Source organism: Streptomyces sp. NPDC096339 (assembly GCF_044762985.1).
Classification (GTDB): domain Bacteria; phylum Actinomycetota; class Actinomycetes; order Streptomycetales; family Streptomycetaceae; genus Streptomyces.
Genome location: NZ_JBIWFI010000034.1, coordinates 32049 through 55091, shown reverse-complemented (window position 1 = coordinate 55091; position 23043 = coordinate 32049). Strand labels below are relative to the sequence as shown.

The 23043-nt window shown below is 71.6% G+C and carries 23 protein-coding genes; 10 read left to right on the top strand and 13 right to left on the bottom strand.

Annotated features, from left to right (window positions below; translation table 11 throughout):
• The first annotated feature begins 68 nt into the window (after positions 1-68).
• Positions 69-1298: a hypothetical protein gene (locus ACIQ5Y_RS31580; protein ID WP_403888221.1), complete on the top strand. Its 1230-nt coding sequence runs from the start codon at positions 69-71 to the stop codon at positions 1296-1298.
• On the top strand, positions 1282-2052 hold the full coding sequence (locus ACIQ5Y_RS31575; protein ID WP_403888091.1) for a hypothetical protein: 771 nt from the start codon (positions 1282-1284) through the stop codon (positions 2050-2052). The genes ACIQ5Y_RS31580 and ACIQ5Y_RS31575 overlap by 17 nt, the downstream gene beginning before the upstream one ends.
• A gap of 32 nt (positions 2053-2084) precedes the next feature.
• On the opposite strand, the gene ACIQ5Y_RS31570 is transcribed toward ACIQ5Y_RS31575, so the two are convergent.
• The gene (locus tag ACIQ5Y_RS31570; RefSeq protein ID WP_403888088.1) at positions 2085-3200 is read right to left on the bottom strand and encodes a serine hydrolase domain-containing protein; all 1116 of its coding nucleotides are present in this window, start codon (positions 3198-3200) and stop codon (positions 2085-2087) included.
• A 134-nt stretch (positions 3201-3334) separates the two neighbouring features.
• On the opposite strand from ACIQ5Y_RS31570, the gene ACIQ5Y_RS31565 reads away from it, so the two are divergent.
• Positions 3335-4213: a GyrI-like domain-containing protein gene (locus tag ACIQ5Y_RS31565; protein ID WP_403888085.1), complete on the top strand. Its 879-nt coding sequence runs from the start codon at positions 3335-3337 to the stop codon at positions 4211-4213.
• Between the two features lie 45 nt (positions 4214-4258).
• On the opposite strand, the gene ACIQ5Y_RS31560 is transcribed toward ACIQ5Y_RS31565, so the two are convergent.
• The 5 genes from ACIQ5Y_RS31560 to ACIQ5Y_RS31540 are packed head-to-tail and all read right to left on the bottom strand — an operon-like array spanning position 4259 to position 8753.
• A complete protein-coding gene (locus ACIQ5Y_RS31560; protein WP_403888219.1) occupies positions 4259-4948 on the bottom strand; it encodes an ABC transporter ATP-binding protein in 690 nt (229 codons plus the stop codon).
• A 14-nt stretch (positions 4949-4962) separates the two neighbouring features.
• Positions 4963-5724 carry an ABC transporter ATP-binding protein gene (locus tag ACIQ5Y_RS31555; RefSeq protein ID WP_403888082.1) on the bottom strand — a complete coding sequence of 254 codons (762 nt, stop codon included), beginning with the start codon at positions 5722-5724 and terminating at the stop codon, positions 4963-4965.
• A complete protein-coding gene (locus ACIQ5Y_RS31550) occupies positions 5721-6698 on the bottom strand; it encodes a branched-chain amino acid ABC transporter permease (protein ID WP_403888079.1) in 978 nt (325 codons plus the stop codon). The genes ACIQ5Y_RS31555 and ACIQ5Y_RS31550 overlap by 4 nt, the downstream gene beginning before the upstream one ends.
• Complete coding sequence (locus ACIQ5Y_RS31545) at positions 6695-7573, bottom strand: branched-chain amino acid ABC transporter permease (RefSeq protein WP_403888076.1); 879 nt, start codon at positions 7571-7573, stop codon at positions 6695-6697. Before ACIQ5Y_RS31545 ends, ACIQ5Y_RS31550 begins: the two co-directional genes overlap by 4 nt.
• A gap of 1 nt (position 7574) precedes the next feature.
• The gene (locus tag ACIQ5Y_RS31540) at positions 7575-8753 is read right to left on the bottom strand and encodes an ABC transporter substrate-binding protein (protein ID WP_403888073.1); all 1179 of its coding nucleotides are present in this window, start codon (positions 8751-8753) and stop codon (positions 7575-7577) included.
• Positions 8754-8998: 245 nt separating this feature from the next.
• Here ACIQ5Y_RS31540 and ACIQ5Y_RS31535 point away from each other — a divergent pair, with 245 nt between their 5' ends.
• Positions 8999-10627, top strand: a complete 1629-nt coding sequence (locus ACIQ5Y_RS31535; RefSeq protein WP_403888070.1) for a carboxylesterase/lipase family protein — start codon at positions 8999-9001, stop codon at positions 10625-10627.
• 13 nt (positions 10628-10640) lie between these two features.
• Here ACIQ5Y_RS31535 and ACIQ5Y_RS31530 read toward each other — a convergent pair whose 3' ends face one another.
• Positions 10641-12149, bottom strand: a complete 1509-nt coding sequence (locus tag ACIQ5Y_RS31530) for a GMC family oxidoreductase (protein WP_403888067.1) — start codon at positions 12147-12149, stop codon at positions 10641-10643.
• Positions 12150-12265: 116 nt separating this feature from the next.
• Here ACIQ5Y_RS31530 and ACIQ5Y_RS31525 point away from each other — a divergent pair, with 116 nt between their 5' ends.
• Positions 12266-12910 (top strand): CatB-related O-acetyltransferase, encoded by a 645-nt coding sequence (locus ACIQ5Y_RS31525; RefSeq protein WP_403888064.1) that lies wholly within the window; start codon positions 12266-12268, stop codon positions 12908-12910.
• A 98-nt stretch (positions 12911-13008) separates the two neighbouring features.
• Here the strand turns inward: ACIQ5Y_RS31525 and ACIQ5Y_RS31520 are convergent, their stop codons facing one another.
• The gene (locus tag ACIQ5Y_RS31520; RefSeq protein ID WP_403888061.1) at positions 13009-13917 is read right to left on the bottom strand and encodes an aminoglycoside phosphotransferase family protein; all 909 of its coding nucleotides are present in this window, start codon (positions 13915-13917) and stop codon (positions 13009-13011) included.
• Positions 13918-14031: 114 nt separating this feature from the next.
• Between ACIQ5Y_RS31520 and ACIQ5Y_RS31515 the strand changes: the two genes are divergently transcribed.
• Positions 14032-14562: an adenylate kinase gene (locus ACIQ5Y_RS31515; protein WP_403888058.1), complete on the top strand. Its 531-nt coding sequence runs from the start codon at positions 14032-14034 to the stop codon at positions 14560-14562.
• A 104-nt stretch (positions 14563-14666) separates the two neighbouring features.
• On the opposite strand, the gene ACIQ5Y_RS31510 is transcribed toward ACIQ5Y_RS31515, so the two are convergent.
• Positions 14667-15170 carry a MarR family winged helix-turn-helix transcriptional regulator gene (locus ACIQ5Y_RS31510; RefSeq protein ID WP_403888216.1) on the bottom strand — a complete coding sequence of 168 codons (504 nt, stop codon included), beginning with the start codon at positions 15168-15170 and terminating at the stop codon, positions 14667-14669.
• A 146-nt stretch (positions 15171-15316) separates the two neighbouring features.
• On the opposite strand from ACIQ5Y_RS31510, the gene ACIQ5Y_RS31505 reads away from it, so the two are divergent.
• Positions 15317-16447: an NADH:flavin oxidoreductase gene (locus ACIQ5Y_RS31505; protein ID WP_403888055.1), complete on the top strand. Its 1131-nt coding sequence runs from the start codon at positions 15317-15319 to the stop codon at positions 16445-16447.
• Between the two features lie 23 nt (positions 16448-16470).
• Here the strand turns inward: ACIQ5Y_RS31505 and ACIQ5Y_RS31500 are convergent, their stop codons facing one another.
• Positions 16471-17517, bottom strand: a complete 1047-nt coding sequence (locus ACIQ5Y_RS31500) for a helix-turn-helix domain-containing protein (RefSeq protein WP_403888053.1) — start codon at positions 17515-17517, stop codon at positions 16471-16473.
• Positions 17518-17624: 107 nt separating this feature from the next.
• On the opposite strand from ACIQ5Y_RS31500, the gene ACIQ5Y_RS31495 reads away from it, so the two are divergent.
• The gene (locus tag ACIQ5Y_RS31495) at positions 17625-18521 is read left to right on the top strand and encodes an alpha/beta hydrolase (protein WP_403888050.1); all 897 of its coding nucleotides are present in this window, start codon (positions 17625-17627) and stop codon (positions 18519-18521) included.
• Positions 18522-18541: 20 nt separating this feature from the next.
• Positions 18542-19786, top strand: a complete 1245-nt coding sequence (locus ACIQ5Y_RS31490) for a serine hydrolase domain-containing protein (protein WP_403888047.1) — start codon at positions 18542-18544, stop codon at positions 19784-19786.
• 57 nt (positions 19787-19843) lie between these two features.
• On the opposite strand, the gene ACIQ5Y_RS31485 is transcribed toward ACIQ5Y_RS31490, so the two are convergent.
• Positions 19844-20404 carry a TetR family transcriptional regulator gene (locus ACIQ5Y_RS31485; RefSeq protein WP_403888044.1) on the bottom strand — a complete coding sequence of 187 codons (561 nt, stop codon included), beginning with the start codon at positions 20402-20404 and terminating at the stop codon, positions 19844-19846.
• 107 nt (positions 20405-20511) lie between these two features.
• On the opposite strand from ACIQ5Y_RS31485, the gene ACIQ5Y_RS31480 reads away from it, so the two are divergent.
• The gene (locus ACIQ5Y_RS31480; RefSeq protein WP_403888041.1) at positions 20512-21666 is read left to right on the top strand and encodes an FAD-dependent oxidoreductase; all 1155 of its coding nucleotides are present in this window, start codon (positions 20512-20514) and stop codon (positions 21664-21666) included.
• 34 nt (positions 21667-21700) lie between these two features.
• Here ACIQ5Y_RS31480 and ACIQ5Y_RS31475 read toward each other — a convergent pair whose 3' ends face one another.
• A complete protein-coding gene (locus ACIQ5Y_RS31475) occupies positions 21701-22015 on the bottom strand; it encodes a glyoxalase/bleomycin resistance/dioxygenase family protein (protein WP_403888038.1) in 315 nt (104 codons plus the stop codon).
• 53 nt (positions 22016-22068) lie between these two features.
• On the bottom strand, positions 22069-23043 hold the full coding sequence (locus tag ACIQ5Y_RS31470) for a Gfo/Idh/MocA family oxidoreductase (protein WP_403888035.1): 975 nt from the start codon (positions 23041-23043) through the stop codon (positions 22069-22071).

The following is a 23043-nucleotide window of genomic DNA, read 5'->3' as shown; positions in this document are numbered from 1 at the left end:
TGCGGACCGTTGCCATGTCCACGGTTCGGGGCAGTCCACCGAGATCTGCGAAGTGCGGGTGCCGTTTGATGTACACGAGAAAGTCGGCTGAAGCACGCATCGAGGATGCGAGCAACGTCTTGGTCGCGCCTTCGACGTTGCGAGACCATGACTTGATCAGGGACTTCTTCGGGACCACGATCACGCCGGAGGAGCTCGCTTCCGGTTCGTCCGACCTCGCGCGGAAGACCGTCTATCTGTGCGGCGACCTGTCCGTGATCAGCGCCCGCCAACTGCTTGCGGCTGCCAGGGTGTTCGTCGTCCGGGAGCTGTCACACGGTTACCACGAGGACGTCGACGAGGCCTGGACCCCCGTCGACCTCGGCCGAGTTCCCGTCGGCGTAGGCGGGGTCGGCGTGTACTACCGCCGCTTCTTCGGGCTCGACGCCGATCATTTCGGACGGATCCGGGCGGAGCACGCGTTCCAGTCCCTGACGGAGTCCACCAAGCCCGGAACGGCCCACCGCAGCGGAATCTACCTGACGCCCGTGACGCGAAACGGTGACGAACTGCATTTCCGCCTGCTGCGGTGCTCCACGAATCTCTCAGGGCCGACCGAGGGCTTTCGCCCGACCGACACGGAAATCGTCGAGGCCCTGAACCGCGAGGCCGCCACCTTCTTTCGGAACCACGCACCGCTCAATCACGTCCTCGCCCAGACTTACCACAACACCCCTGCCACGGCGGAGCGCAAACAGTCCAAGGCCAAGATCTCGGCTCATGCCGACAAGACCAAGGACATGCCCGTCAACGGCATCATGGCCTTCTGCACCTTCTACGACCGGCTCGAAAAGCTGCGACCCCTGGAGGAAGACCCCTTCGACTACGGAGTCAAGGGGACCAGCGGGCTGACCAGAATCCACTTCCGCCTCAAGGAGCCGACCGAAGGACACGACGGGGCCGCACTCCCCCCGCAGTTCACCGTGACCCTCTACCCCGGGTCGGTGTTCTTCGTTCCGCTGTCCACCAACCGCCTGTACACCCACGAAATCAGGCCCTCGGGATTGGACGCCGAGTCGCTGCCGACACGTCTGGGATACGTGGTGCGCTGTTCGAACGCCGAAGCCGTCCACAAGAACGGCCGTACGTTCCTCGCGTCGGGCGGGGATCTGGTCGAGCTGGGGCCACCCACACCGGCCGGCATGGACGAGTTGCGCAGGCTGTACGCCGAGGAGAACAGGAGCTCGTCCTTCATCGACTACGGCGACGAATTCCTCTTCAGCATGAACACGGGAGACTACATTGCCCCCCGAGTCTAGGATCTCGGATGAGATCGTCTCGTGTGACGTGCCCACCGAGAGAGATCTCTTCGCGGAGTTGTCCGCGTCCTCTCCCCTGGAGGACGTGGGAAAGGGCCGGCGAGGCGCCACTTTCACCAGGATCGAGGAGACGGGCGGTGTGCCACTCGTACGCACGACGAGTCGGTACGGCAGCCCGACCCGGAGTTTCCGGCCGGTGCACGAATGGCTGTCTCGGCAGGTTCGAGAACGTGCGGCGCTTTCGGTCGACTTCAACAACGCCCTCATCGAGAATTACACGAACGCCTACAGAACGATGGGCAGCCATTCGGATCAGGCCCTCGATCTGGCCGACGACTCGTTCATCGCGGTCTTCTCCTGCTACCGGAATCCCGAAGCGGGCCCGCCAAGGAAGCTGATCTTCGAATCGAAGGGGGCCGATGCCGAGAAGTTCGAGATCCCCCTCGTCCACCACGGCATCGTCGCGTTTTCCGTCGAATCGAACCGGCACCTCAGGCACAAGATCGTCTTGGACAAGCCCGTCCCGGCGGCGGACAACCAATGGCTGGGCGTAACCTTTCGAACGTCGAAGACCTTGCTCCGGTTCCGCGAAGGACACGCGTACCTCCCGCACGGTCCGCGCCTCGTGTCGGCCGACGACGAGCAGAGGGAGGAGTTCTACCGGCTACGCCGCCGCGAGAACAACGAAACGGACTTCGACTACCCCCTGCTGACGTACACGATCAGCGAGAGCGATCTGATGCCGCCCGTATGACCGGCGCGAGCATGGCTTCGGCCGCCCTCCTGTCAGCGCAGTCCGCTGTAGGCGGCCATGATGATCTCCATGCCCCGGTTGTCCTCCTGCCGGTCTCGATCGATCATCTGGTTCATGACGTAAGCCACCGTCATGCGTGAGTCGGGGTCGCTCGCGACGAGCGAACCGCCCCATCCTCCCCAGCCGAAGGTGTTGCCGAACTTGCCGTAGCCCGCCGTCCAGGACATCGGCGTCCCCAGGATGCGGTCCTCACCCCGGAACACCTCCTGCCACGCGGGTTCACACCCCCGGGGGGACAGCAGCCGCACGCCGCCGGCCGTTCCCCCGTTCGCCAGTACCGACTGGACGAGGGCGACGGAGCGGGCGTTGCCGAAGCCGTTCACGGCGGGGATCTGCGCACGGCGCCAGGCCACCGAGTTGACGTCCTTGACCCGGATCGCGGCGCCGGTGGTCTCCCGGCGCACGCCGTCCGGTCCGGGCGGTGCGCCGGCGTCGTACTCGTCGGTCAGCGACGGCGGCGCAATGAGCGGTGCGACGCGGTGGTCGTGGTCCCTGGAGAGCCCGATGTGGAAGTCGGCTCCCAGCGGCTTGGCCACCTCCTCCGCGAAGAACTCGCCGAGGCCGAGGCCGGTGATGCGGCGGACGATCTCACCGACGAGGAAGCCGAAGGTGAGCGCGTGATAACCGGCGGCCGTCCCGGGTTCCCATTCGGGTGCCTGGGCTGCCAGCCCTGCCGTCACCTTCTCCCAGTCGTAGAGGTCCTCGACCACCGTCGGCCCGGGCAGGTGCGGCAGCCCCGCGGTATGGGACAGCACGTGCCGTACCAGCACGTCCTCCTTGCCGGCCGCGGCGAATTCGGGCCAGTAGGCCGCGACCGGCGCGGACAGATCGAGCCGGCCTCGGTCGGCCAGGATGAGCGCGCACAGGGCGGTCATGTTCTTGGTCGTCGAGTTCACCCCGGCGAGGGTGTCGCGCTCCCAAGCGATGGAGCGGCCGGCATCGGCGTACCCGCCCCAGATGTCGACCACCGGTTCGCCGTCGAGGTAGACGGCGACCGAGGCGCCCACGTCGTACTCGTCGAGCGACGCCTCGAGTGCCTCACGTACCGCTCCGAACCGGGGCTCGCACAGTCCCCTAACATCAGTCATGGGTGAAAGCCTCCGGTGTCGTCGGGGCTTCCCGCCCGACCGTTCCCGTAGCGGTTTTGTCGGGCGGGGCGAGCGACTTCCCTCGCTCCGGCGAGGCGGCCCGGGCGCGACGCGAGAAGGAAGGGCGGAGTCGCTTGCTGGAGCGGCTGAATCAGGCGCTGGACCACCTGGAGACCTGCCTCGAAGGCGAGGTCGACATGGCCGAGGTGGCCCGGATCGCCGCGGCGTCCGAGTACCACTTCCGGCGGCTGTTCTCCGCGCTCGCCGGGATGCCCCTCTCCGTCTACGTGCGGCGGCGTCGGATGACGCTCGCCGGGGCCGAGGTGCTGGCCGGGAAGTGGACTCTGCTCGATGTCGCGACGCGGTACGGGTACGGCTCGGGCGAGGCGTTCGCCCGGGCCTTCCGGTCGGTGCACGGTATCGGGCCCGGCGAGGCCCGCCGCACGGGTGCGGTGCTCACGGCGCAGCCGCGCATGTCCTTCCGCGTCGTCGTCGAAGGGAGTACGGCCATGCGGTACCGGATCGTGGAGAAGGAGTCCTTTCGGTTCGTCGGCAGGAAGGCCCGGGTCCCACTGGTGCACGAGGGTGTCAACGCGGCCGCCGCGGCACACGTGGAGAGCCTGGACGCGCAGGCGATCGTCCGGATGAAGGAACTGTCCGGCCGGGAGCCCGAGGGGATCCTTTCGGCGGCCGTGTACCTGACCGACAGCCGGGTGGAGGGCGCCGAGGCGGACTACTGGGTCGGCGTGGCGGCCGGCCCCGAGGCGGACGCCGGGGAACTCGACGCCCTTGACGTGCCGGCCGGGACCTGGGCGGTCTTCGACGGCCGCGGTCCCCATCCGAGCGCGCTCCAGGAGCTGTGGCGGGACGTGTTCACGCAGTGGTTCCCCTCGAACCCGTACACGAGTCGGCCGGGTCCGGAGCTCCTGCGGACGCAGCCGGTGGAGATCGGCGCGGAAACCGACTCCCAGCTGTGGATCCCGGTCGAGCGGGGCAGCCGGCGCACCGGGTAGCGAGCACGCCCGTATCGGCGCGGCCGGCGCTCCGCTCCGCACGGTTCAGTCGACGCCCAGCAGACGCCTCCGGTCTTCGGGACTGGCACGGAATTCCGCGCAGGCCGCCTCGTGGACGATGCGGCCCTTCCGCATGACCGCCACGTTCCGGGCGACGGAGAAGGCGAGTCCCAGGTTCTGTTCGACGAGGACCACCGCCATGCCCTGCGCGCTCACTTCGCGGATGACCTCGCCCACCTGGGCGACGATGGCGGGGGCGAGGCCGTCGGACGGCTCGTCCAGGAGCAGGAGGCGGGGATTGCCCAGCAGGGACCGCGCGATCGCGAGCATCTGCTGTTCCCCGCCGGAGAGCTGGTCACCGCGGTGCCCGAGCCGCTCCCCGAGCCGCGGGAGCAGGTCGAGCACGCGGGCCCGCGTCCACGGGCCCCGGGTCTGACGCCTGGAGGCGATCGCCAGGTGTTCCGCCACGGTCAGCGGCGCGAAGACCCGGCGCCCCTGCGGAACCACGCCCACCCCGGCGCGCGCGATCACATCGACGCGGGATCCGGCGATCTCCCGCCCGCCGAGGGTGACGCTGCCTTCGTACGGCCTGACGAGACCCATGACCGTCGAGATCAGGGTGGTCTTCCCGACCCCGTTGCGGCCGAGGACCGCGACGGTCTCGCCTTCGCCGAGGTCGAGGTCGACGCCGCCCAGGACCACGCCCCCGGCGTAACCGGAACTCAGGCCGCGCATGCGGAAGAACGGTTTCACGAGGTGGCCTCCATCGTGCCGAGGTAGGCGCTCTGGACCTCGGCGGAGGACCGCACCTCGTCCGGGGAGCCTGTTGTCAGGTGTCTGCCGAGGTGCATGACCGTGACCGTGTCGGCGAGCCCGAAGACCATGTCGAGGTCGTGTTCGATCAGGAGGACGGTCACTTCGGGCGGCAGGGCGGCGACCAGTTCGGTGAGTCGCGCCGTCTCCGCCGGGGACATCCCGGCGGCCGGCTCGTCCAGCAACAGCAGCCGGGGTTCGGTGGCCAGGGCGACGGCGACCTCCAGCTGCCGCCGTTCGCCGTGCGAGAGGGCCGCCGCGGGGAGGTCGTGCCGGGTGGGCAGCCCCACCCGTTCGAGCAGCGTCCGCGCCCGCTCGATCGCCTCCGTCCGGGCAGCCACCCTCCGCGCGCCGCCGAAACCGGCACCGGCCCGGCGCAACACGGCCAGCAGGACGTTCTCCAGCACGGTCTCCCGCATGAAGAGGCTGGAATGCTGGAACGTCGCGGCGACACCGAGCCCGACCCGGCGGTCCACGGGCAGCCGGGTCACGTCCTGCCCGTCGACGAGGACGGTTCCGCCCGTCGTCGTCAGAGTTCCCGAGATCAGGCCGAACAGCGTGGACTTGCCCGCGCCGTTCGGGCCGATGATCGCGTGCCTGGCACTCCGGCGCACCGTGAGATCGACCTCGTCGAGGGCCCGGAAGGAGCCGAAGTGCCGGGACACCCGGCGGAGTTCCAGGAGATCGGGTTCCGTCATGCCGTCCTCTTCCGGGTCAGCCTGGGCGGGAGCCGTACGCCGGCCAGCCCTCGGGGCAGCGCGTAGACGGCGAGAACGAAGAACAGTCCGAGCAGCAGCGGCCCGCGTCCCGCGACGGCCTCCAGGTTTCCGAGGTAGTCGCGGGTGAGCCAGACCAGCGCGGCTCCGGCACAAGCCCCCCGCATCGACCCGGCGCCGCCCACGACGACGGCGAGCAGGGCCAGGGCGGCGATCTCGAATCCCGCGTCGCCGGGCGAGACGAACCTTTGCACCGACACCCACAGGCCGCCGGCGGCGCCGGCCAGCGCACCGGCCCCGCAGTAGACGGCCAGGGCGTACCGTCGCGTGGGGTATCCGATCGCGTTCATGCGGCGCTCGTTGTCGCGGATTCCGCGCAGGGCGAGGGCGAAGGGGGTGGCGCCCAGGCGGGAGACGAGCGCGAACAGCGCCGTGAACACGGCCAGGACGTAGATGTAGACCAGCCCGTCGAGTTCCAACGCCGACATGCCCGGCAGCGGTACGACGGGCGGGATGCCGGACACACCGTCGGTGCCGTTCGTCAGCGACTTCCAGTTGACGGCGGCGCTGTGGGCGATCTCGCCGATGGCCAGCGTCAGCATCAGGAACACCACGCCCCGGGCCCTCACCGCCAGCCATCCCGTGGGCACGGCCACCAGCGCGGAGACCGCGGCGGCGATGAGCAGTTGGAGCACCCCGACGTCGGTGACCCGCGTGGCGACGATGGCGGCCGTGTAGGCGCCCACGCCGAAGTAGGCCGACTGGCCGAGGGTCGGCAGTCCGGTCAGGCCGGTGAGCAGGTGCACGCTGATCACGAGGAGGGCGAACACCAGGATCCGCGAAAGGGTGCCGATGGCGTACGGGCCGAGGACGAAGGGGGCTGCCGCGAGCCCGAGGGCGAGGGCGGCCACGGAGATCCGCCGGGCGGCGGCTCCGTCGGGTCGGGACCGGCTCATGCGCGTACCCCCGACGGGACCAGGCCGTGCGGGCGGACGACGAGCACGGCCAGCATGGTGCCGAAGAGCAGGAACGGGGCGTACTCCGGGAGCAGCGCCACCCCGAGCGTCTGCACCTGGCCGATGAGGAGCGCGCCGGCGAGCGCGCCGCGCACGGATCCGAGACCGCCCACGACCACGACGACGAGCGAGAGCACGAGGACGGTCTCGTCGACGCCGGGGCCGGGCCCCAGGATCGGCGCCCCGAGGACCCCGCCGACCACGGCCAGTGCCGCGCCGAGCGCGAAGACCCCGTAGAGCACCTTGCGGACGTCCACGCCCAGCGCGCGGACCATGTCCCGGTCCGCGACGGTCGCCCGTACCAGCGCTCCGAGCGGACTGCGCTCGAACACGAGGTGCACGAGGGCGGCGAGGCCGGTCGCGACGCCGATGAACACGAGCCGGTAGACCGGGTACGCGTGGCCGAGGAGGTCCACGGTCCCGCGGAGCGATGTCGGCGGATCGGTGGGCAGCACCTCGCCGCCGAATGCGGCGGCGAGGAGGTCGGCGACGACGAAGGTGATGCCGAGCGTCAGCACGGCCTGGTCGAGGTGACCGCGCCGGGCCAGTGGTCCGGTGAGGAACGTCAGTGCCGCTCCGCCCAGGGTGCCCACCAGGACGCCGACGGCCAGTGCGAGGAGCAGGCCCCCCACGCTCCCGTCGGACAGGGCGTAGGCGACGTAGGCCCCGGCGAGGTAGAGCGTGCCGTGCGCCAGATTGAGCACGTCCATCATGCCGAAGACCAGGGAGAGGCCGACCGCGATCGTGAACAGCAGCAGACCGAAGGCGACCCCGTCGATGATGCTGACGAAGTTGCCGTCCAACCATCCGTACATGTCAGCCGCCCAGCCGGAGGAGTTCGGAGTCGACGGCGTTGGCCCCCTGCTTGACCTCGCGCAGGTACCAGGGCTGGACGGGCGTGCCGCCGGTGTTGAACCGCCAGGTGCCGCGCGGGCTGTCGATGTCTCCCACCGCGGGGATGGCGGCGTTGACCGTCTGCGGGGTCACCGTGTCGCCGGCGGCCCTGATCGCCCGGTCGAGCACCTGTGCCGCGTCCCATGACGCCATCGCGTACGTGGTCGGGGCGCCGCCGTAGGCGGACGTGTACGCCGGGGCGAACCGCTTGTTGGCCGCGTTGTCCAGGTCAGCGCTGTAGTTGAGTGCGGTGAGGATGCCTTCGGCCGCCTCCCCCTGGCCCTTGAGCACGCCGCCCTCGGTGAGGAAGCCGGGAGCGTAGAGCGGGATCCTGCCCGCCAGCCCGAAGTCCCGGTACTGCTTGACGAAGTCGACGGCCGCACCGCCGGCGTAGAAGCAGAAGACGGCCTTGGCTCCGGAGCGCTCGATCTGCGCGAGGTACGGCTGGAAGTTCTTGGTCCCCGGGAACGGCGTGTAGACCTCCTCCCCCGCGATCTTGCCGCCAGCCGGGAGGAAGGTGGACTTGAAGCCCTCCACCTCGTCCTTGCCCGCCTGGTATCCCGCGGCGATCAGGAAGACGGGGCCGCCGGCCTTCTCCGCCACGTGTTTGCCGAGCGCCTTTCCGGGTTCGTCGTTGACGTACGAGGTGCGCCAGACGTACTTGGTCCCGGTCAGGGTCGTGGGTGAGGCGTTCGAGCCGACGAGCGGGACCTTGCTGCTCTCGAAGAGGTCCTTGACGCCGTTGACGGTGGCCGAGCTGACCACGCCGCTCACCGCCAACACCCGGTCCTGCTTGACCAGCTTCTCCGCCGCCGCCTTGCCCGAGTCGGCCGTCTCCCCCTCGTCCGCGACGACGATCTCCACCTTGCGGCCGCCGAGTTCGCCTCCGTGCTGTTCGACGTAGAGCTCGAAGCCCTGCTTCATGTCGTCGCCCAGCGCCTTGTAGGTGCCCGACCGGGGGACGAGGAGCCCGATCTTCAGGGGCCCGTTCCGCTTGTCACCGTCACCCTTCCCCAGGGCGGCGCTGCCGCAGGCCGTGGCCAGGAAGAGGGCTGCCGTCGTCACGGCGATCAGACCGACGGGACGATTTCGACCTGCCATGGAAACTCCGAACGTCGTCAACCGGCCCGGGAGGGCCGGATGTTGCTGATGGGGCCGGCAAGGAGGGTGACACGTGTCTATCGTGCAGTTACGACGGTCGTCAAGAGTTCGCCATACGGCGGGCGTTGACGGAACCCCGCCCCTTGACCCCGGACATGCGCATGTCGTAACACTGACCCTCGTCAAAAAAGCGCTATGCCGATGTGGCGAGTGACCGCTCTTGATCAGTCAGGGAGTGAAGCACCATGACCGACGATCCATCGCGACGCGAGATCCTCAGGAACAGCGGGATGCTGGCAGGCGCCGCACTGCTCTCCGGAGTGCCGGGCGGGGGCACGGCGCAGGCCGCCCCGCACGCGACCGCCTCCTCGCCGGTGGTGGAGGCGCCCGCGGGCCGGCTGCGCGGCAGCGTCGAGGGAGGCCTCAACGTCTTCAAGGGCGTGCCCTACGCGGCGCCGCCCGTCGGCGCTCTTCGCTGGCGGCCGGCCCGCCCGCATCCCGGCTGGCAGGGGACCCGTGACGCGACCGCCTTCGGGCCGAGCGCACCGCAGCCCTACCGGGAAGGCGGCGACCAGGTGCTCGGAACGCACGGCGCACCCCCCTTCGACGAGGACTGCCTCACGCTCAACGTCTGGTCTCCCCAAACCGGCGGCGCGAAGCGGCCGGTGATGGTGTGGATCCACGGCGGCGGCTTCATCTCCGGATCCGGCTCGATGCCCAACTACTCCGGCGAGACCTTCGCGCGGGGCGGCGACCTCGTCGTCGTGACCATCAACTACCGCCTCGGACCATTGGGTTACCTCTACTTCGGCGAGGACGGCGCCGGCGGGAACTTCTGGCTCACCGACCAGCTCGCCGCGCTCGACTGGGTACGGGACAACATCGCCGCGTTCGGCGGAGACCCGGAGAACATCACCGTCGCGGGACAGTCCGGCGGTGCGCTGTCGGTCGCGGCGCTTGCCGGCGCCCGGACCAGGGGCCGCCCGCTGTTCCGGCGCGCGATCCTGCAGAGCCCGCCGCTCGGGCTGAAGATCCCCACCCGCGCCGAGTCCCTGCGGCGCACCGCGACCTTCCTGGACATCGTCGGAGCACAGGACCTGGCGGAACTGCGGGCCGTACCCTGGCCTCGCCTGATCGCCGCCACCTTCGAGATGTTCGGGCGCACCGGACGGTGGGGGTACTGGTCGACCCCGTTCCTGCCGGTGCTCGACGAGGTCACGCTGGACCGCCACCCGGCCGACCTGCTGCTCGGCGACGCCGGGGCGGACATCGAGGTCCTGATCGGCTGGACCCGGGAGGAGGCGAACTTCGCCTTCGCCCTCAGCGAGCCGTACGCCGCCACGACGAAGGAGCAGGTGCTCGCCAGGGCCCGGGACACCTTCGGAGACCGGGCGGCGCAGGCCTACACCGCCTACGAGGAGGCCCGGCCGGGCGCCCGTCCGCTCGACGTGCTCATGGACCTGATCACCGACGACCTGTTCCGCATGCCCTGCGTGGCGCTGGCCGAACGGCGGGCGGCTCGCGGACGTCCGGTCTGGGCGTACCAGTTCAACCTCCCGACGCCCGCGCATGACGGTCAACTCGCGGCCGCGCACTGCCTGGAGCTGCCGTTCGTGTTCGACAACTTCGACAAGTGGTCGCAGGCGCCCTTCCTGACGGGGCTGGACCCCAGGGTCCGCGACGGTCTCGCCACGGCCGTGCACGCGTCCTGGACCTCCTTCATCCGCACCGGCGACCCCAATCACCACCCCATGCCGCGGTGGGATCGCTACGACCGGGACTCTCGTACGACGATGACCCTCGACTCGGTCACCACCGCCGGCGAAGACGTCGCCGGATACTGGCGCCGCCTCCACCATCCGGCGGTGCCGTAGCCACACCGCCGGCCTACGGCCCGCCTCGCAGCAATGCCGCGATGCGCTCGGCGAGCATGAGCGTCGGCACGTGGGTGTTCGCCGACGGCGGGTCCGGCATGATCGACGCGTCGACCACCCACAGGGCGTCCAGTCCGTGCACCCGGCCGGCCGGATCGACGACCGCCCCGGCCGCCGGGCCGGGGCCCATCGCACAGGTGCCGACGGGATGGTGGTAAGTCCACACGTTGGTGCGGACGAACCGTTCGGTGGCCACGTCGCCCTCCGCGTCCGGCGCGCTCACGATGCCGGCGCTGAGGCTGCCGAGCGGCTTCGCCCGCGCCACCCGCCACGCACGACGTACCGCCTCCGCCAGCCGCGGCAGGTCGGCGGGGTGCGAGAAGTAGCCGAGGTCGACGCGCGGTGCCGCGAGGGGGTCCGGTGAGCGCAGCCACACCCGGCCCCGCGATCGCGGCCCCAGCAGCGCACCCCCGACGAAGAACGTGCCGCCGGTCTCGGCCGCCGTGCCGTCGAACGGGCCGCCGACGATCAGCTGCAGGTCCGGCGGCTCACGGTCCTCATCGGCCTGCGCACTGTGCAGGGTGGCGACGAGCTGGAAGCGGCGCGGCGGGCGCCCCGCCCCCGCGTAGGCGACGTCCACGGAAACCGCGGGATGATCGGCGAGGTTGCGTCCCACGCCCGGCAGGTCCAGCACCGGCTCGATGCCCACGGAACGCAGCTCGTCGGCCGGGCCGAGCCCCGACCGCAACAGGATCGCCGGGCTGCAGTAGGCACCGGCCGAAACGATCACGCGATCGCCGAACACGTTCTCCCCGTCGGCCAGCCTCACCCCGACCGCGCGCCCACGATCGAGGATCACACGGTCGACCGGCGCCTCGCCCCGCACGGTGAGGTTGCGCCGGGCCCGGGCCGCCGCCAGGTACGTCGATGCCGCGCCCAGACGTTCCCCCGCCACCTCGTTGACCGGAAGCGGGCCCACGCCCACGGCGCCCGGAGCGTTGTGATCGGCGATCGCCGGCACCCCGGTCGACTCGATCGCCTCCTGCCCGGCCGACGCGATGTCGCTGCGCTCCTCGCCCACGTACCGGCGGATGGGAATCGGGCCGTGCCGGCCGTGATACGGCTCGTGGCCGAAGTCCAGGTCGTTCTCCACCGCGGCGAACCGGGGCAGCACGTCGTCCCAGCCCCATCCGGGAATTCCCCGTGCCGCCCAGGCGTCGAAGTCGTACGGCGAGCCGCGCAGAGCGAAGGCCGCGTTGGTGGTGGACGAGCCGCCGATCACCTTCCCGCGCGGCAGGGCGATGGCCCGGCCGACCCGGCGGCCCGGCTCGCTCGAAAAGCCCCAGTCATGGGAGGCCGTGTGCGGTCCGGAGCCGTCGCGGAGGGCTGCGGGCAGCTCCACGTAGTCCGGCCCGGCCTCCAGCAGGAGCGCCCGCATCGAGGAGTCCTCGGTCAGCCGCGCCGCCAGGACGCATCCGGCAGCCCCGCCACCCACGATCACCAGGTCGTACCCGTCGACCATGCCTCGACCGTACGCCCGACGGGCGCGGGCGGGAAGTACGCGGTTGTCGTCGCACGGTCCGTACGGCCAGGCTGTACGGGCATCCGCCACCGCCGCCGAGCCGAAAGCAGACTGCCGTGAAACGACTTCCCCCGGACCCGACGGTGCTCCACCCGTTTCCCGACCAGCCGCGTGTGGTGCTGCTGAAGCCGCTGGTGACGTCACCGTTGATCGAGGTCGGGGAGTACTCGTACTACGACGACCCGACGGATCCGACCGGGTTCGAAACCCGCAACGTGCTCTACCACTACGGGCCGGAGAGGCTGGTCATCGGCAAGTTCTGCGCGCTGGGCACCGGGGTGAGGTTCATCATGAACGGCGCCAACCACCGCATGGACGGACCCTCCACGTTCCCCTTCCCCATCATGGGCGGTTCCTGGGCCGAGCACTTCGACCTGATCACCGGACTGCCCGGCCGGGGTGACACCGTCGTCGGCAACGACGTCTGGTTCGGCTACCACAGCATGGTGATGCCCGGAGTGCGCATCGGGAACGGCGCGATCATCGCTTCGGGCGCCGTCGTCGTCGACGACGTCCCCGACTACGCGATCGTCGGAGGGAACCCCGCCAAGGTCGTGCGCATGCGCCATCACGACGACGACATCGCCCGTCTGCTCGGCATCGCCTGGTGGGACTGGCCGGTCCAGCACCTCACGCGGCACCTCCGCGTGATCATGTCCGGCACCGTCGACGAGCTCGCAGCGGTCGCACCACGAGGCTGAGCCGCCCGACAGCGGCTCCGCGCGGGCACCGTCCCGTCGAGGCCGCATCCGCGGTCGAGCCCTTCACGTCGCGGGGCCCGCGCGACGCGTCCGTCCCATCAGCGCGCAGCGGCGTCGGCGAGGATCGCCTGGAGGCGCGCTCGGCATTCGGCGACGAACGCGGGGAAGGTGTGCCGGTAGTAGGAGATTCCGCTGACGCCCACCGCGATGGCCCAGGCACGGGCGCGGGTCCAGGTCGGGTCGTCGAGGTTCAGGGCGTCCCAGTAGGCCTGTCGTGCCCGGGGCGGCAGGTCCCAGATCGTGGAGTGCTCCGCATCGGGGAAGCCGACCGAGAGTCCACCGAAGTCGATCACCGCGTGGAGCCTGCCGTCCCGGACCAGGAGGTTGGTCGGCTTGAGGTCGCCGTGGAGCCAGACGTGCGGGCCGGAGGGCTCGGGCAGCGCCAGCGCGCCCCGCCACAACCGTTCCAGAGCGTCGACGTCGAGCTCAGGGCCCACGACGGTCCGGCACTCGTCGAGACGCACGCCGACCCACTCGTCGCACGGCTCCAGGGTGCCGCCGCGGTACCAGCTGAGGCCGTCCGCGCGGATAGCTCCCATGAGGTCGATGCCGTGGAGCTCCCTCACGACTTCCGCCAGGTCGGCTCCGAAGGCGGCCCAGTCCCGGACGGTGTGCGGGCCGGGCTCGTCGCCGTCGATCCAGCGGTAGACCGACCAGGGCAGCGGGAACGCGCCGGTGGGCGTACCGGCGTGGACGGGCCGGGGAATCGGACGCGATAGGAGGGGCGCCAGGCGGGGCAGCCATTCCTGTTCCTTTCGCACGGACTCTCCGTTGCCGGCGGTCCGCGGAAGTCGTACGAGCAGGTCGTCGCCCAGTCGGTACATGGTGTTGTCCGTGCCCGCGCCCGCGGGCGACAACGGCCGGTCGGCCCACTCCGGGCGCTGTGCCTTGAGCAGTGACCGGACCAGCGTCTCGTCGACCGGGATCTCGTTCTCGTGAAGCGTCACATCGGAAGTCTCACCTCCGTGGGGAAACGGAAGCCACCGAGTTTTGGTCAGCCTGTCAGGGCCCCGGCCGGGCAGGGCCCCGGCCGGGCAGGGCGAAGTCGGTAGGCTGCACCGATGCGCCGTGTACTCGTGGTCGGCATCAGTGGCGCCGGCAAGTCGACCCTGGCCCGAGAGCTGGAGCTGCGACTCGGACTTCCGTACCACGAGATGGACGCCCTCCACTTCTCGGGACCGCAGTGGGCCGTCAGCCCCTCCTACGCCGCGGACGTCGCCTCGATCGCGGCGGGCGAGCGCTGGGTCCTGGACTCCCACGGGCCCGAGTCCGCGCGAGAGTTCCTGTGGCGGCGGGCCGACACCGTGGTGTGGCTCGACCATCCGCGCCGTGTCGTCATGCGCCGGGTTCTTCTGCGGTCACTGCGCCGGAGCCTGACGCGGGAGCGGCTGTTCGGCGGCAACAGGGAGCGGTGGCGGGAGTGGCTGCGCGGCGACCACCCGGCATGGTGGGCCTGGTCGAGGTACGCGTCCCGGCGCGCGGAGATCGGACGGCTCGCCGGTGACACGCGGTTCGCCCCGCTGGACGTCGTACGCCTGCGCTCGCCGGGGGCCGCCGACACGTGGTTGCGGGCCCAGCGCTCGGCCGGGTAGCGGCTGCCGACGTGGTCGCGGCCCCTGGCGGTACCGGGTGGGGGCCCGCCGCGTGCTCGCCGGCCCGGGGCCACCGGGTTCGGCCGGGCGCCCCGCGGCCCCTTCTACGGGGTGGGAGTCGCGGGTTCCCACGGGAGCGGCGGGTGGCATGCGGGGCGGGCGTCGTCTTCCTCCGTGCGCGGCCAGTACCGTCCTTCGAGGGCCTCGGCGCTGCGGTTGAGCCGGACCAGGACGTCCTCCAGTTCCCGTACCTCCTCCGGGGACCAGTCGGCGACCACCTGGGCCAGGCAGGACCGGTTGGCCTCACGGTCCGCGGCGAGCCGGCGACCGCCTTCGTCGGTGATGCGCAGCTTGCGGGCCATGCCGCCGTCCGGGTCCGCGACGCGCTCGGCCAGTCCGCAGCGCAGCAGTGCGGCCGTCTGGCGGTTCACGGTCGAGGTGTCGAGCCCGAAGGCCTCCGCCAACTGCCCTATGGACATGGGCCCTTGCGTGTCGATCCGGCTGAGCAGCAGGTACGCCGACCGATCGAGGCGTTCGGGGTCGCGCTCGCGCCGGGCGAGCACCTGGTGCCGCGAGAGCAGCATCAGCTCCCGTTCCAGTTTCTCCAGCACTGCGCCTCCCGCTTCTTCCGGCGCTCCATTATCGCCGACCCGTGGACCGTCGGGCCGCGGCAATATGCATGATACATATCGTGTGTAGTATGCACTTCTCGTTGTCACCCCGACGAGCCACAGCCTGAACCCGGAGGACCCGCATGACCGTCACCACGTCCACCGCCTCCCGCGCGGCCGAGATCCTGTCCCGGCCCGTCACGCTGAACGGCCTGACCGTCCCCAACCGCATCGCGATGGCCCCGATGACGCGGATGTTCTCGCCCGGCGGCGTGCCCGGCGAGGACGTCCGGGCGTACTACGCCGCCCGGGCCGCCGCGGGTGTGGGCCTGATCGTCACCGAGGGCACCTACGTCGGCCACGACTCCGCCGGGCAGAGCGACCGGATTCCCCGGTTCCACGGCGAGGAGCAGCTCGCCGGGTGGGCGGAGGTCGCCGCGGCCGTGCACGAGGCCGGCGGCACGATCGTGCCGCAGCTGTGGCACATAGGCATGGTCCGCGAGCAGGGCGAGGCGCCCTACCCCGAAGCGCCCGCCGTCGGCCCTTCCGGCATCCGCGTCGACGGCACCGAGGGGACCGGCAGGGCGATGACCCGCGCCGACCTCGACGACGTCATCGGCGCGTTCGCCGACGCCGCCGCGGACGCCGAGCGGATCGGCTTCGACGGCGTCGAACTGCACGGAGCCCACGGCTACCTGCTCGACCAGTTCCTGTGGGAGCGGACCAACCGCCGCACCGACGAGTACGGCGGCGACGCGGTGGCCCGTACGAAGTTCGCCGCGGAGGTCGTGGCCGCGATCCGCGAGCGCGTCTCGGCCGAGTTCCCGGTGATCTTCCGGTACTCGCAGTGGAAGCAGGAAGCCTACGACGGCCGGCTCGCGCAGACCCCGCAGGAGCTGGAGGCGATCCTGGCCCCGCTGGCGGCGGCGGGCGTCGACGTCTTCCACGCCTCCACCCGGCGCTACTGGATCCCGGAGTTCGAGGGCTCGGACCTGAACCTGGCGGGCTGGACGAAGAAGCTCACCGGCCGGCCGACCATCACCGTCGGCTCGGTCGGCCTCGACGGCGACTTCCTCCGCGCCTTCGCCGGCGAGGGCGCGGCCCTCGGCGACATCGACGACCTGCTGGACCGCATGGAACGCGACGAGTTCGACATGGTCGCCGTCGGCCGGGCGCTGCTCCAGGACCCGCAGTGGGCGGCGAAGGTCCTCGGCAACCGCTTCGACGAGCTGAAGCCGTACGACGCGGCGGCCCTCGGCTCGCTCAGCCGGTAGCCGGCGCCGCCGGCCGGTGGCCCTCAGCCGTCCGGACGGTCGGCGAGGAGACGCCATGCCGTGAGGGCGAGCCTGGCCCTGACCGGTCCGCCGGGTGCGGTGAGGTCCATGCCGAGGCTCCGGCCGATGTGTTCGAGGCGGCGGGAGACGCTGCTGTGGTGCAGGTGGAGGAGCTCGGCGGCGCGCCGCAACGAGCCCGTGGCGCAGTACGCGTCCAGGGTCCGCAGGTCGTCCGGGTCGGCCGCGAGCCGGGCGATGGCGGCCACGTCCTGGTTGTCCCGTACGGATTCGTCCGGGATCTCCGCCAACAGGGCCAGCGCTCCCAGGTTCGCGTAGTGGACGACGGGTTCGCGCGGGCCGGTGAAGCGCAGGGCCGCGCGGGCCTGGCGCCAGGAGCGGTCGGGGCCGCCGTCGGCGCCGATGCCCGCGCGGGCGTCCGCGGGGAGCCGGGCCGGGTCGACGGCGGTGGCCAGGACGACGCCCACATCCCCGATGAGGGCCGCCTTGACGGGGCCCGACGGGCACACCAGGGCGCCGACCCGGTCGAGCGGCAGCGGCGACCGGACGGCGAGGACGCGCAGCGGTACCCCGGCGGGGAAGCCCAGCAGCCGCAATGCCCGGGCCCGGTCCGCCTCGTCGGTGTCGGCGCCGATGGCCAGTTCGACGAGGGCGGGGTCGGCCATGGTGGTCCGGGCCGGACCGTACCGCTCGACGACCCCGGCGGCGGCGAGGGCCAGCCGGTCCAGGAGCAGCTCGTCGAGCGGGCCGGCCGGGCCGGGGCGCTCCAGCCACACCGTGCCGATCTCCTCGTCGTCGAGCGTGATCGCGACGGTGGTGGACGCGGGCGCCGGGAGGTCGGGGGCGGGCCGGCCGTCGGGGGTCACGCGTACGACGCGCCCCGTTCCGTGGAGCCGGAGCCCCGCGACGCATTCGGCGAGAGCGGCCGAGGCCCGCCCGAGGGCCGGCAGGTCCACCCGTCGGCGCATGAGCGTGTCGTAGAAGGCGACGATGCGCATGGCGCCGTCGACGTAGGGGTCCAGTCCTGACAGCCGTACGGCCAATGCCTCCATGCTCGAAGGATAGGAGGAGAGGGCCGCGCCGTTCGGTGCGCGTCGGGGGTGCGATGTGCGACGGGTGGCGGGCGACGCCGCGGGCGGCGGCGACCAGGATGGTCGCCATGGACCCTGAACTCGAAGCATTCGTACCGCTGTTCCCGCTCTGCGACTGGACCGACCCGGTCGCCGACCGCAAGGTCTACGCGGAGCTCGCCGCAGCACGGCCGGCCCCGGACACCTCCGAGCTGCTCGTCGAGGACCGCCTGGTGCCCGCCGAACCGGCCGTCCCGGTCCGCCTCTACCGCCCGCACCGGACGCAGGGCGCGGTCGTCTGGATGCACGGCGGCGGGCACGTCGTCGGCGACCTGGACACCGAGGACCATTGGGCCTCCCGGATCGCCGTGACCACCGGCGCGGTGGTGGTCTCGGTGGGTTACCGGCTCTCCCCCGAACACCCTTACCCGGCCGCCCTGGAGGACGTGTGGGCGGTCCTGGGCTGGACCGCCGACCACGCGGCCGAACTCGGCGTCGACCCGGCACGGATCGCGGTCGGGGGCCACAGCGCGGGCGCGAACCTCGCGGCGGCCGTGGCCCTGCGGGCCCGGGACGAGCGGGGCCCGGCGATCCACTTCCAGCTGCTGAACGAACCCGGGCTCGACGACCGCCAGGAGACGTGGTCGCAGCGGCAGTTCACCGACACCCCCTGGCTGACCCGGGACAAGCTCCGGGCCTCGTGGGGGCACTATCTGGGCCCGCGGCCCGCGACCGCGTACGCCGCACCGGCCCGGGCCGCCGACCTGTCCGGACTGCCGCCGGCCTACATCGCCACCGCCGAGCTCGACCCCAACCGCGACGAGGGCATCGAGTACGCGCTGCGCCTGCTGCGGGCGGGCGTGTCGGTCGAGCTCCACCAGTGGCCCGGCACCTTCCACGGCTCCCAGGCGATCCTGTCCGCCGAGGTGTCGCAGCGTCAGATCACCGAAGTCGGCGCGGCCCTGCGGCGCGCCCTGGCACCGTGACCGGAGAGGGGAGGAAGAGCATGACGAAGGCGAAGAGGATCCGGCTGGTGGTCTGCGCGGCCGCGGGCGCGGTCGCACTGAGCGTGTCCGCGAGCGCGGGCACGGTCGCGGCGGCCCCCGAGCCGGGCGGCGGTTCGACGGCAGCGCTCGGCACGGCCCTGGAGGGCGTCCACCGGGCGGGTGTGCCGGGCGTGTTCGCTGAGGTCCGCGACGGCGGCCGGACGTGGCGCGGCGCCTCCGGGGTCGCCGACACCGCGACCGGGCGCCCCGTCACACCGGGCATGCGCCAGCGCGTCGGCAGTGTGACCAAGACGTTCACCGCCGCGGCGGTCCTCCAGCAGGCCGAGCGGGGACGGATCCGCCTCGACGCGCCGATCGGGGACTACCTGCCGCAGCTGGTGCCGGGGGAACGCGGCAGGAAGATCACCGTACGCATGCTGCTGAACAACACCAGCGGCATCCCCGACTACATCCCGTACGCGTTCCCGTCCCTCCAGGGCTTCCCGTCCCTGCCCGACATGTCCTCCCGGAGCCTCGACGAGAACCGGTTCCGGCAGTTCAGCCCCGAGGAACTGATCGAACTGGGGCTGTCGGCGCCGCCCGCCGGCGAGCCCGGCGCCACCCCCGGCGTGTACTCCAACACCAACTACCTGCTCCTGGGGCAGCTCCTGGAGCGGGTGACGGGCACCTCGGCGGAGGCGTACATCACGCGCAACGTCATCGAGCGGGCCGGGCTGCGCGAGACGTCCTTCCCGAGCGGCCCGTGGATCGAGGGACCGCATTCGCGGATGTACGAGGCGTTCTACGGCCTCCTCGCCCCGCCGCGCGACTACAGCGTCTACAACATGTCCTGGACGGGGACCGGCGCCGCACTCGTGTCGACCATGGACGACCTCAACCGCTTCTACGCCGCGCTGCTCGACGGCAGGATCGTCGGCCGGTCGTCGCTGGCCGAGATGCAGCGGACGGTCCCGGTGCGGGCCCTGGACGGCTCGCCCATCCAGTACGGTCTCGGGCTGCACCGGGTCGACACCCGCTGCGGCACCTTCTGGGGCCACGACGGCACGGTGTGGGGCGCCGGGACGATTTCGCTGACCCGGTCCGACGGCAGGCGCCAGATGTCCGTCGCCGTCAACCTCCAGAGGTGGAACGTGATCGACGCCTCGGGCGTCCCGCAGCCCCATCCCATCGACGCGGCCCTGTCGGCCCTGTACGACCGGGCGATGTGCGGCGACCCCGAGACCCGCCCGGCACCCGCCGAGTAGACGATCACCGGCCGGGCCCGGAACCGTCCCCGTTGCGGGCGGCGGGCTCGGTCGCTCCTACGGGGCGGACAGGGTGGCCGCCAAGGCGGGGGCCAGGCCGGTGATCACCGCCTCCGGGGGCAGGGACGTCACCCCGGGGAGTTTCAGGAGGTAGCGGGTCAGGGCGAGGCCCAGGAGCTGGGCCGCGACCAGGCCCGCCGCCCGAGCGGCCCGCTCCGGGCCGAGGGCCGCCGCGAGCGCCGGGGCGACCTGCAGCGCGAACACCTCCCGCATCCGGGCCGCCGCCTGCTCGTTCGTCACCGCGGAGCGCAGCAGTACCAGCAGGGCGTCGTCCGCCGGGTCCCCCTCCCACCGCTCCACGAAGTGCCGTACGAGCGCCGCCGGGAGCTCACCCGCCGGCACGGCGCCCAGCTCCGGCAGCCGCAGGTCGATGGCCAGGCTCGCCCCGAAGAGCTGTTCCTTGCTGCCGAAGTACCGCATCACCATCGAGGGGTCGATCTCCGCGTCCGCGGCGATGGCACGGATGGTGGTGCGCTCGTAGCCCTGTGTTGCGAAACGCTCGCGCGCGGCCCGCAGGATCTCTGCCTTGGTCCGTTCGGAGCTGCGTCGTACCGTCATGCCAACAACTGTAGGCCAACAACTGTTGACACACCAGGTCGCCCGACCGCATCCTTTAGTCAACAGCCGTTGGCCAACAGGTGTTGGCTCACTGGAGGAGGCCCGTGATGAACAGCACCGCCCCGCTCCCACTCCCCGCCACCACCGATGTCGCCATCGTCGGGGCCGGCCCCACCGGACTGGCCCTCGCCGTGACCCTGGCCGAGGCCGGCATCGACTTCGTGCTCCTGGACCGGCAGGCCGAAGGCGCCAACACCTCCCGCGCCGCCGTCGTGCACGCCCGCACCCTGGAAGTCCTCGACGAGCTCGACCCCTCCCGCGCCCTCTCCGCCGAGCTGATCGGCCGCGGCATCCCCGTCGGCACGTTCCGGATCCGCGACGGCGCCCGCCCGCTCGCGAAGGTCGGCTTCGAGGGCCTGCCGACCGCCTACCCGTACGCGCTGATGGTCCCCCAGGACCAGACCGAGGCCGTGCTCCTCGCCCGGCTGCGCGCCGTCGGCGGAGACGTCCACCGCCCGTACGAGGTCACCGCGATCACCCAGGACGCGGACGGGGTCACCCTCACCACCACCACCGGCGAGACCCTGCGCGCCGGCCACGCCGTCGGAGCCGACGGGATGCACAGCGCGGTCCGCGAGGCGGCCGGGATCGGCTTCACCGGCAGCGCGTACGAGGAGTCCTTCGTACTGGCCGACGTCGTCATGGACTGGGCCCCGGGCGCCACCGAGGTCTCCCTCACCCTCGGTGCCGCCGGTCTCACGGTGGTCGCGCCCCTGCCCGGAGGCCACTACCGGGTGGTCGCGAGCGTCGCCGAGGCCCCCGCCGAGCCCGACCTCGCCTTCGTGCAGGGGCTGCTGGACGAGCGTGCGCCCGGCCAGGCCGGCGTCCGCGAGGTGGCCTGGTCCTCCCGGTTCCGGATCCATCACCGCGTCGCCGACCACTACCGGGCGGGCCGGCTGTTCCTCGCCGGGGACGCCGCCCACGTCCACTCCCCCGCCGGCGGACAGGGCATGAACACCGGCATCCAGGACGGGTACGCCCTCGGCCGCTCCTTCGCCGACAAGAACCTCGACGGCTACGAGGCCCGCCGCAGGCCGGTCGCCCAGCGGGTCGTGGCCCTCACCGACCGGATGACCCGGGTCGCCACCACCCGCAACCCGGCCCTGCGCACCGCCCGCAACACCGTGCTCCCCATCGCCTCCCGCATCCCCGCCCTGCGCCGCCGCCTGGCCACCGAACTCGCCGAGCTCAACTACCGCTAGGCCACCGCGGGCCGTCTCACCGAGCCGGCGGTGCTCAGGTCGCGCGGACCTCGACCTTGCGACCGTCGGGGTCCGTGAGGACGTGGCGTCCCGGGGTGAGCGGCGGAGTGACCGTGGCTCCGTCGACGGCCAGGCCGAGGCGCAGGATGTCCGTCTGGCGCCCCTGACGGGCCGGGTAGAGCTCGAAGACCATACCGCCCGGCAGGACCGCGGCGTAGTGCTCTGGGCCTTGGCCGTGGCGCTCCGCGATGAAGTCCAGTCCGAGGTCCCGGTAGAAGCGTCGGCATTCCTCCAGCCGAGGTGAGTACAGCACGAGCAACGTCACAGCGACCGGTTTCGGGTCAATCATGGGGCTCCCGCGCTCTGTTCACGCTGACGGGCCGACTGTAACCGGCGAAACGATCATCGACCACCATCGGCGACGAGCTGTTCCTCCAGGGCCGCCAGCGTCCGGTAGCAGGGCAGCACCTGGGCGATGGAGGCGTTCGGCTCGCGGCCCTCGCGGATGGCGGCGACGAACTCCCGGTCCTGCAGTTCGATCCCGTCCATCGACACGTCGACCCCGCTGACGTCGATCGGCTCGTCCTTGCCGGTGACCAGGTCGTCGTAGCGGGCGATGTAGGTGCCGGTGTCGCCGATGTAGCGGAAGAACGTGCCGAGCGGCCCGTCGTTGTTGAACGAGAGGGACAGGGTGCAGATGGCGCCGTTCTCCGCGCGCAACTGGATCGACAGGTCCATCGCGATGCCGAGTTCGGGGTGGATCGGGCCCTGGAGGGCGTTGGCCCGCACGATCGGGGAGCCGGTCTGGTAGGCGAACAGGTCGACGGTGTGAGCCGCGTGGTGCCACAGCAGGTGGTCGGTCCAGGAGCGCGGCTGCCCGAGGGCGTTGAGGTTCGTGCGGCGGAAGAAGTACGTCTGCACGTCCATCTGCTGGATCCGGTAGTCCCCGGCCTGGATCCGGCGGCGCACCCACTGGTGGCTGGGGTTGAAGCGGCGGGTGTGTCCCACCATGGCGACCAGTCCGGAGCGCTGCTGGGCTTCCAGGCAGGCCTCGGCGTCCGCCAGGGAGGCGGCGAGGGGGATCTCCACCTGGACGTGCTTGCCCGCGTCGAGACAGGCCAGCGTCTGCTCGGCGTGCATCGGGGTGGGCGTGGCGAGGATGACGGCGTCGATGTCGTCCATCGCCAGCACCTCGTCCAGGGAGGCGACGCCACGGCCGACGCCCTGTTCCGCGGCGAACTTCCGTGCGCCTTCGAGGGTGCCGCTCACGACGGCGGCCACCTCGACGCCCTCGATCCGGCGCAGCGCGGCCGCGTGCTTGGCGCCGAAGGCGCCACCGCCGGCCAGGGCCACCCGGAGGGTTCGTCCGTCGCTCAT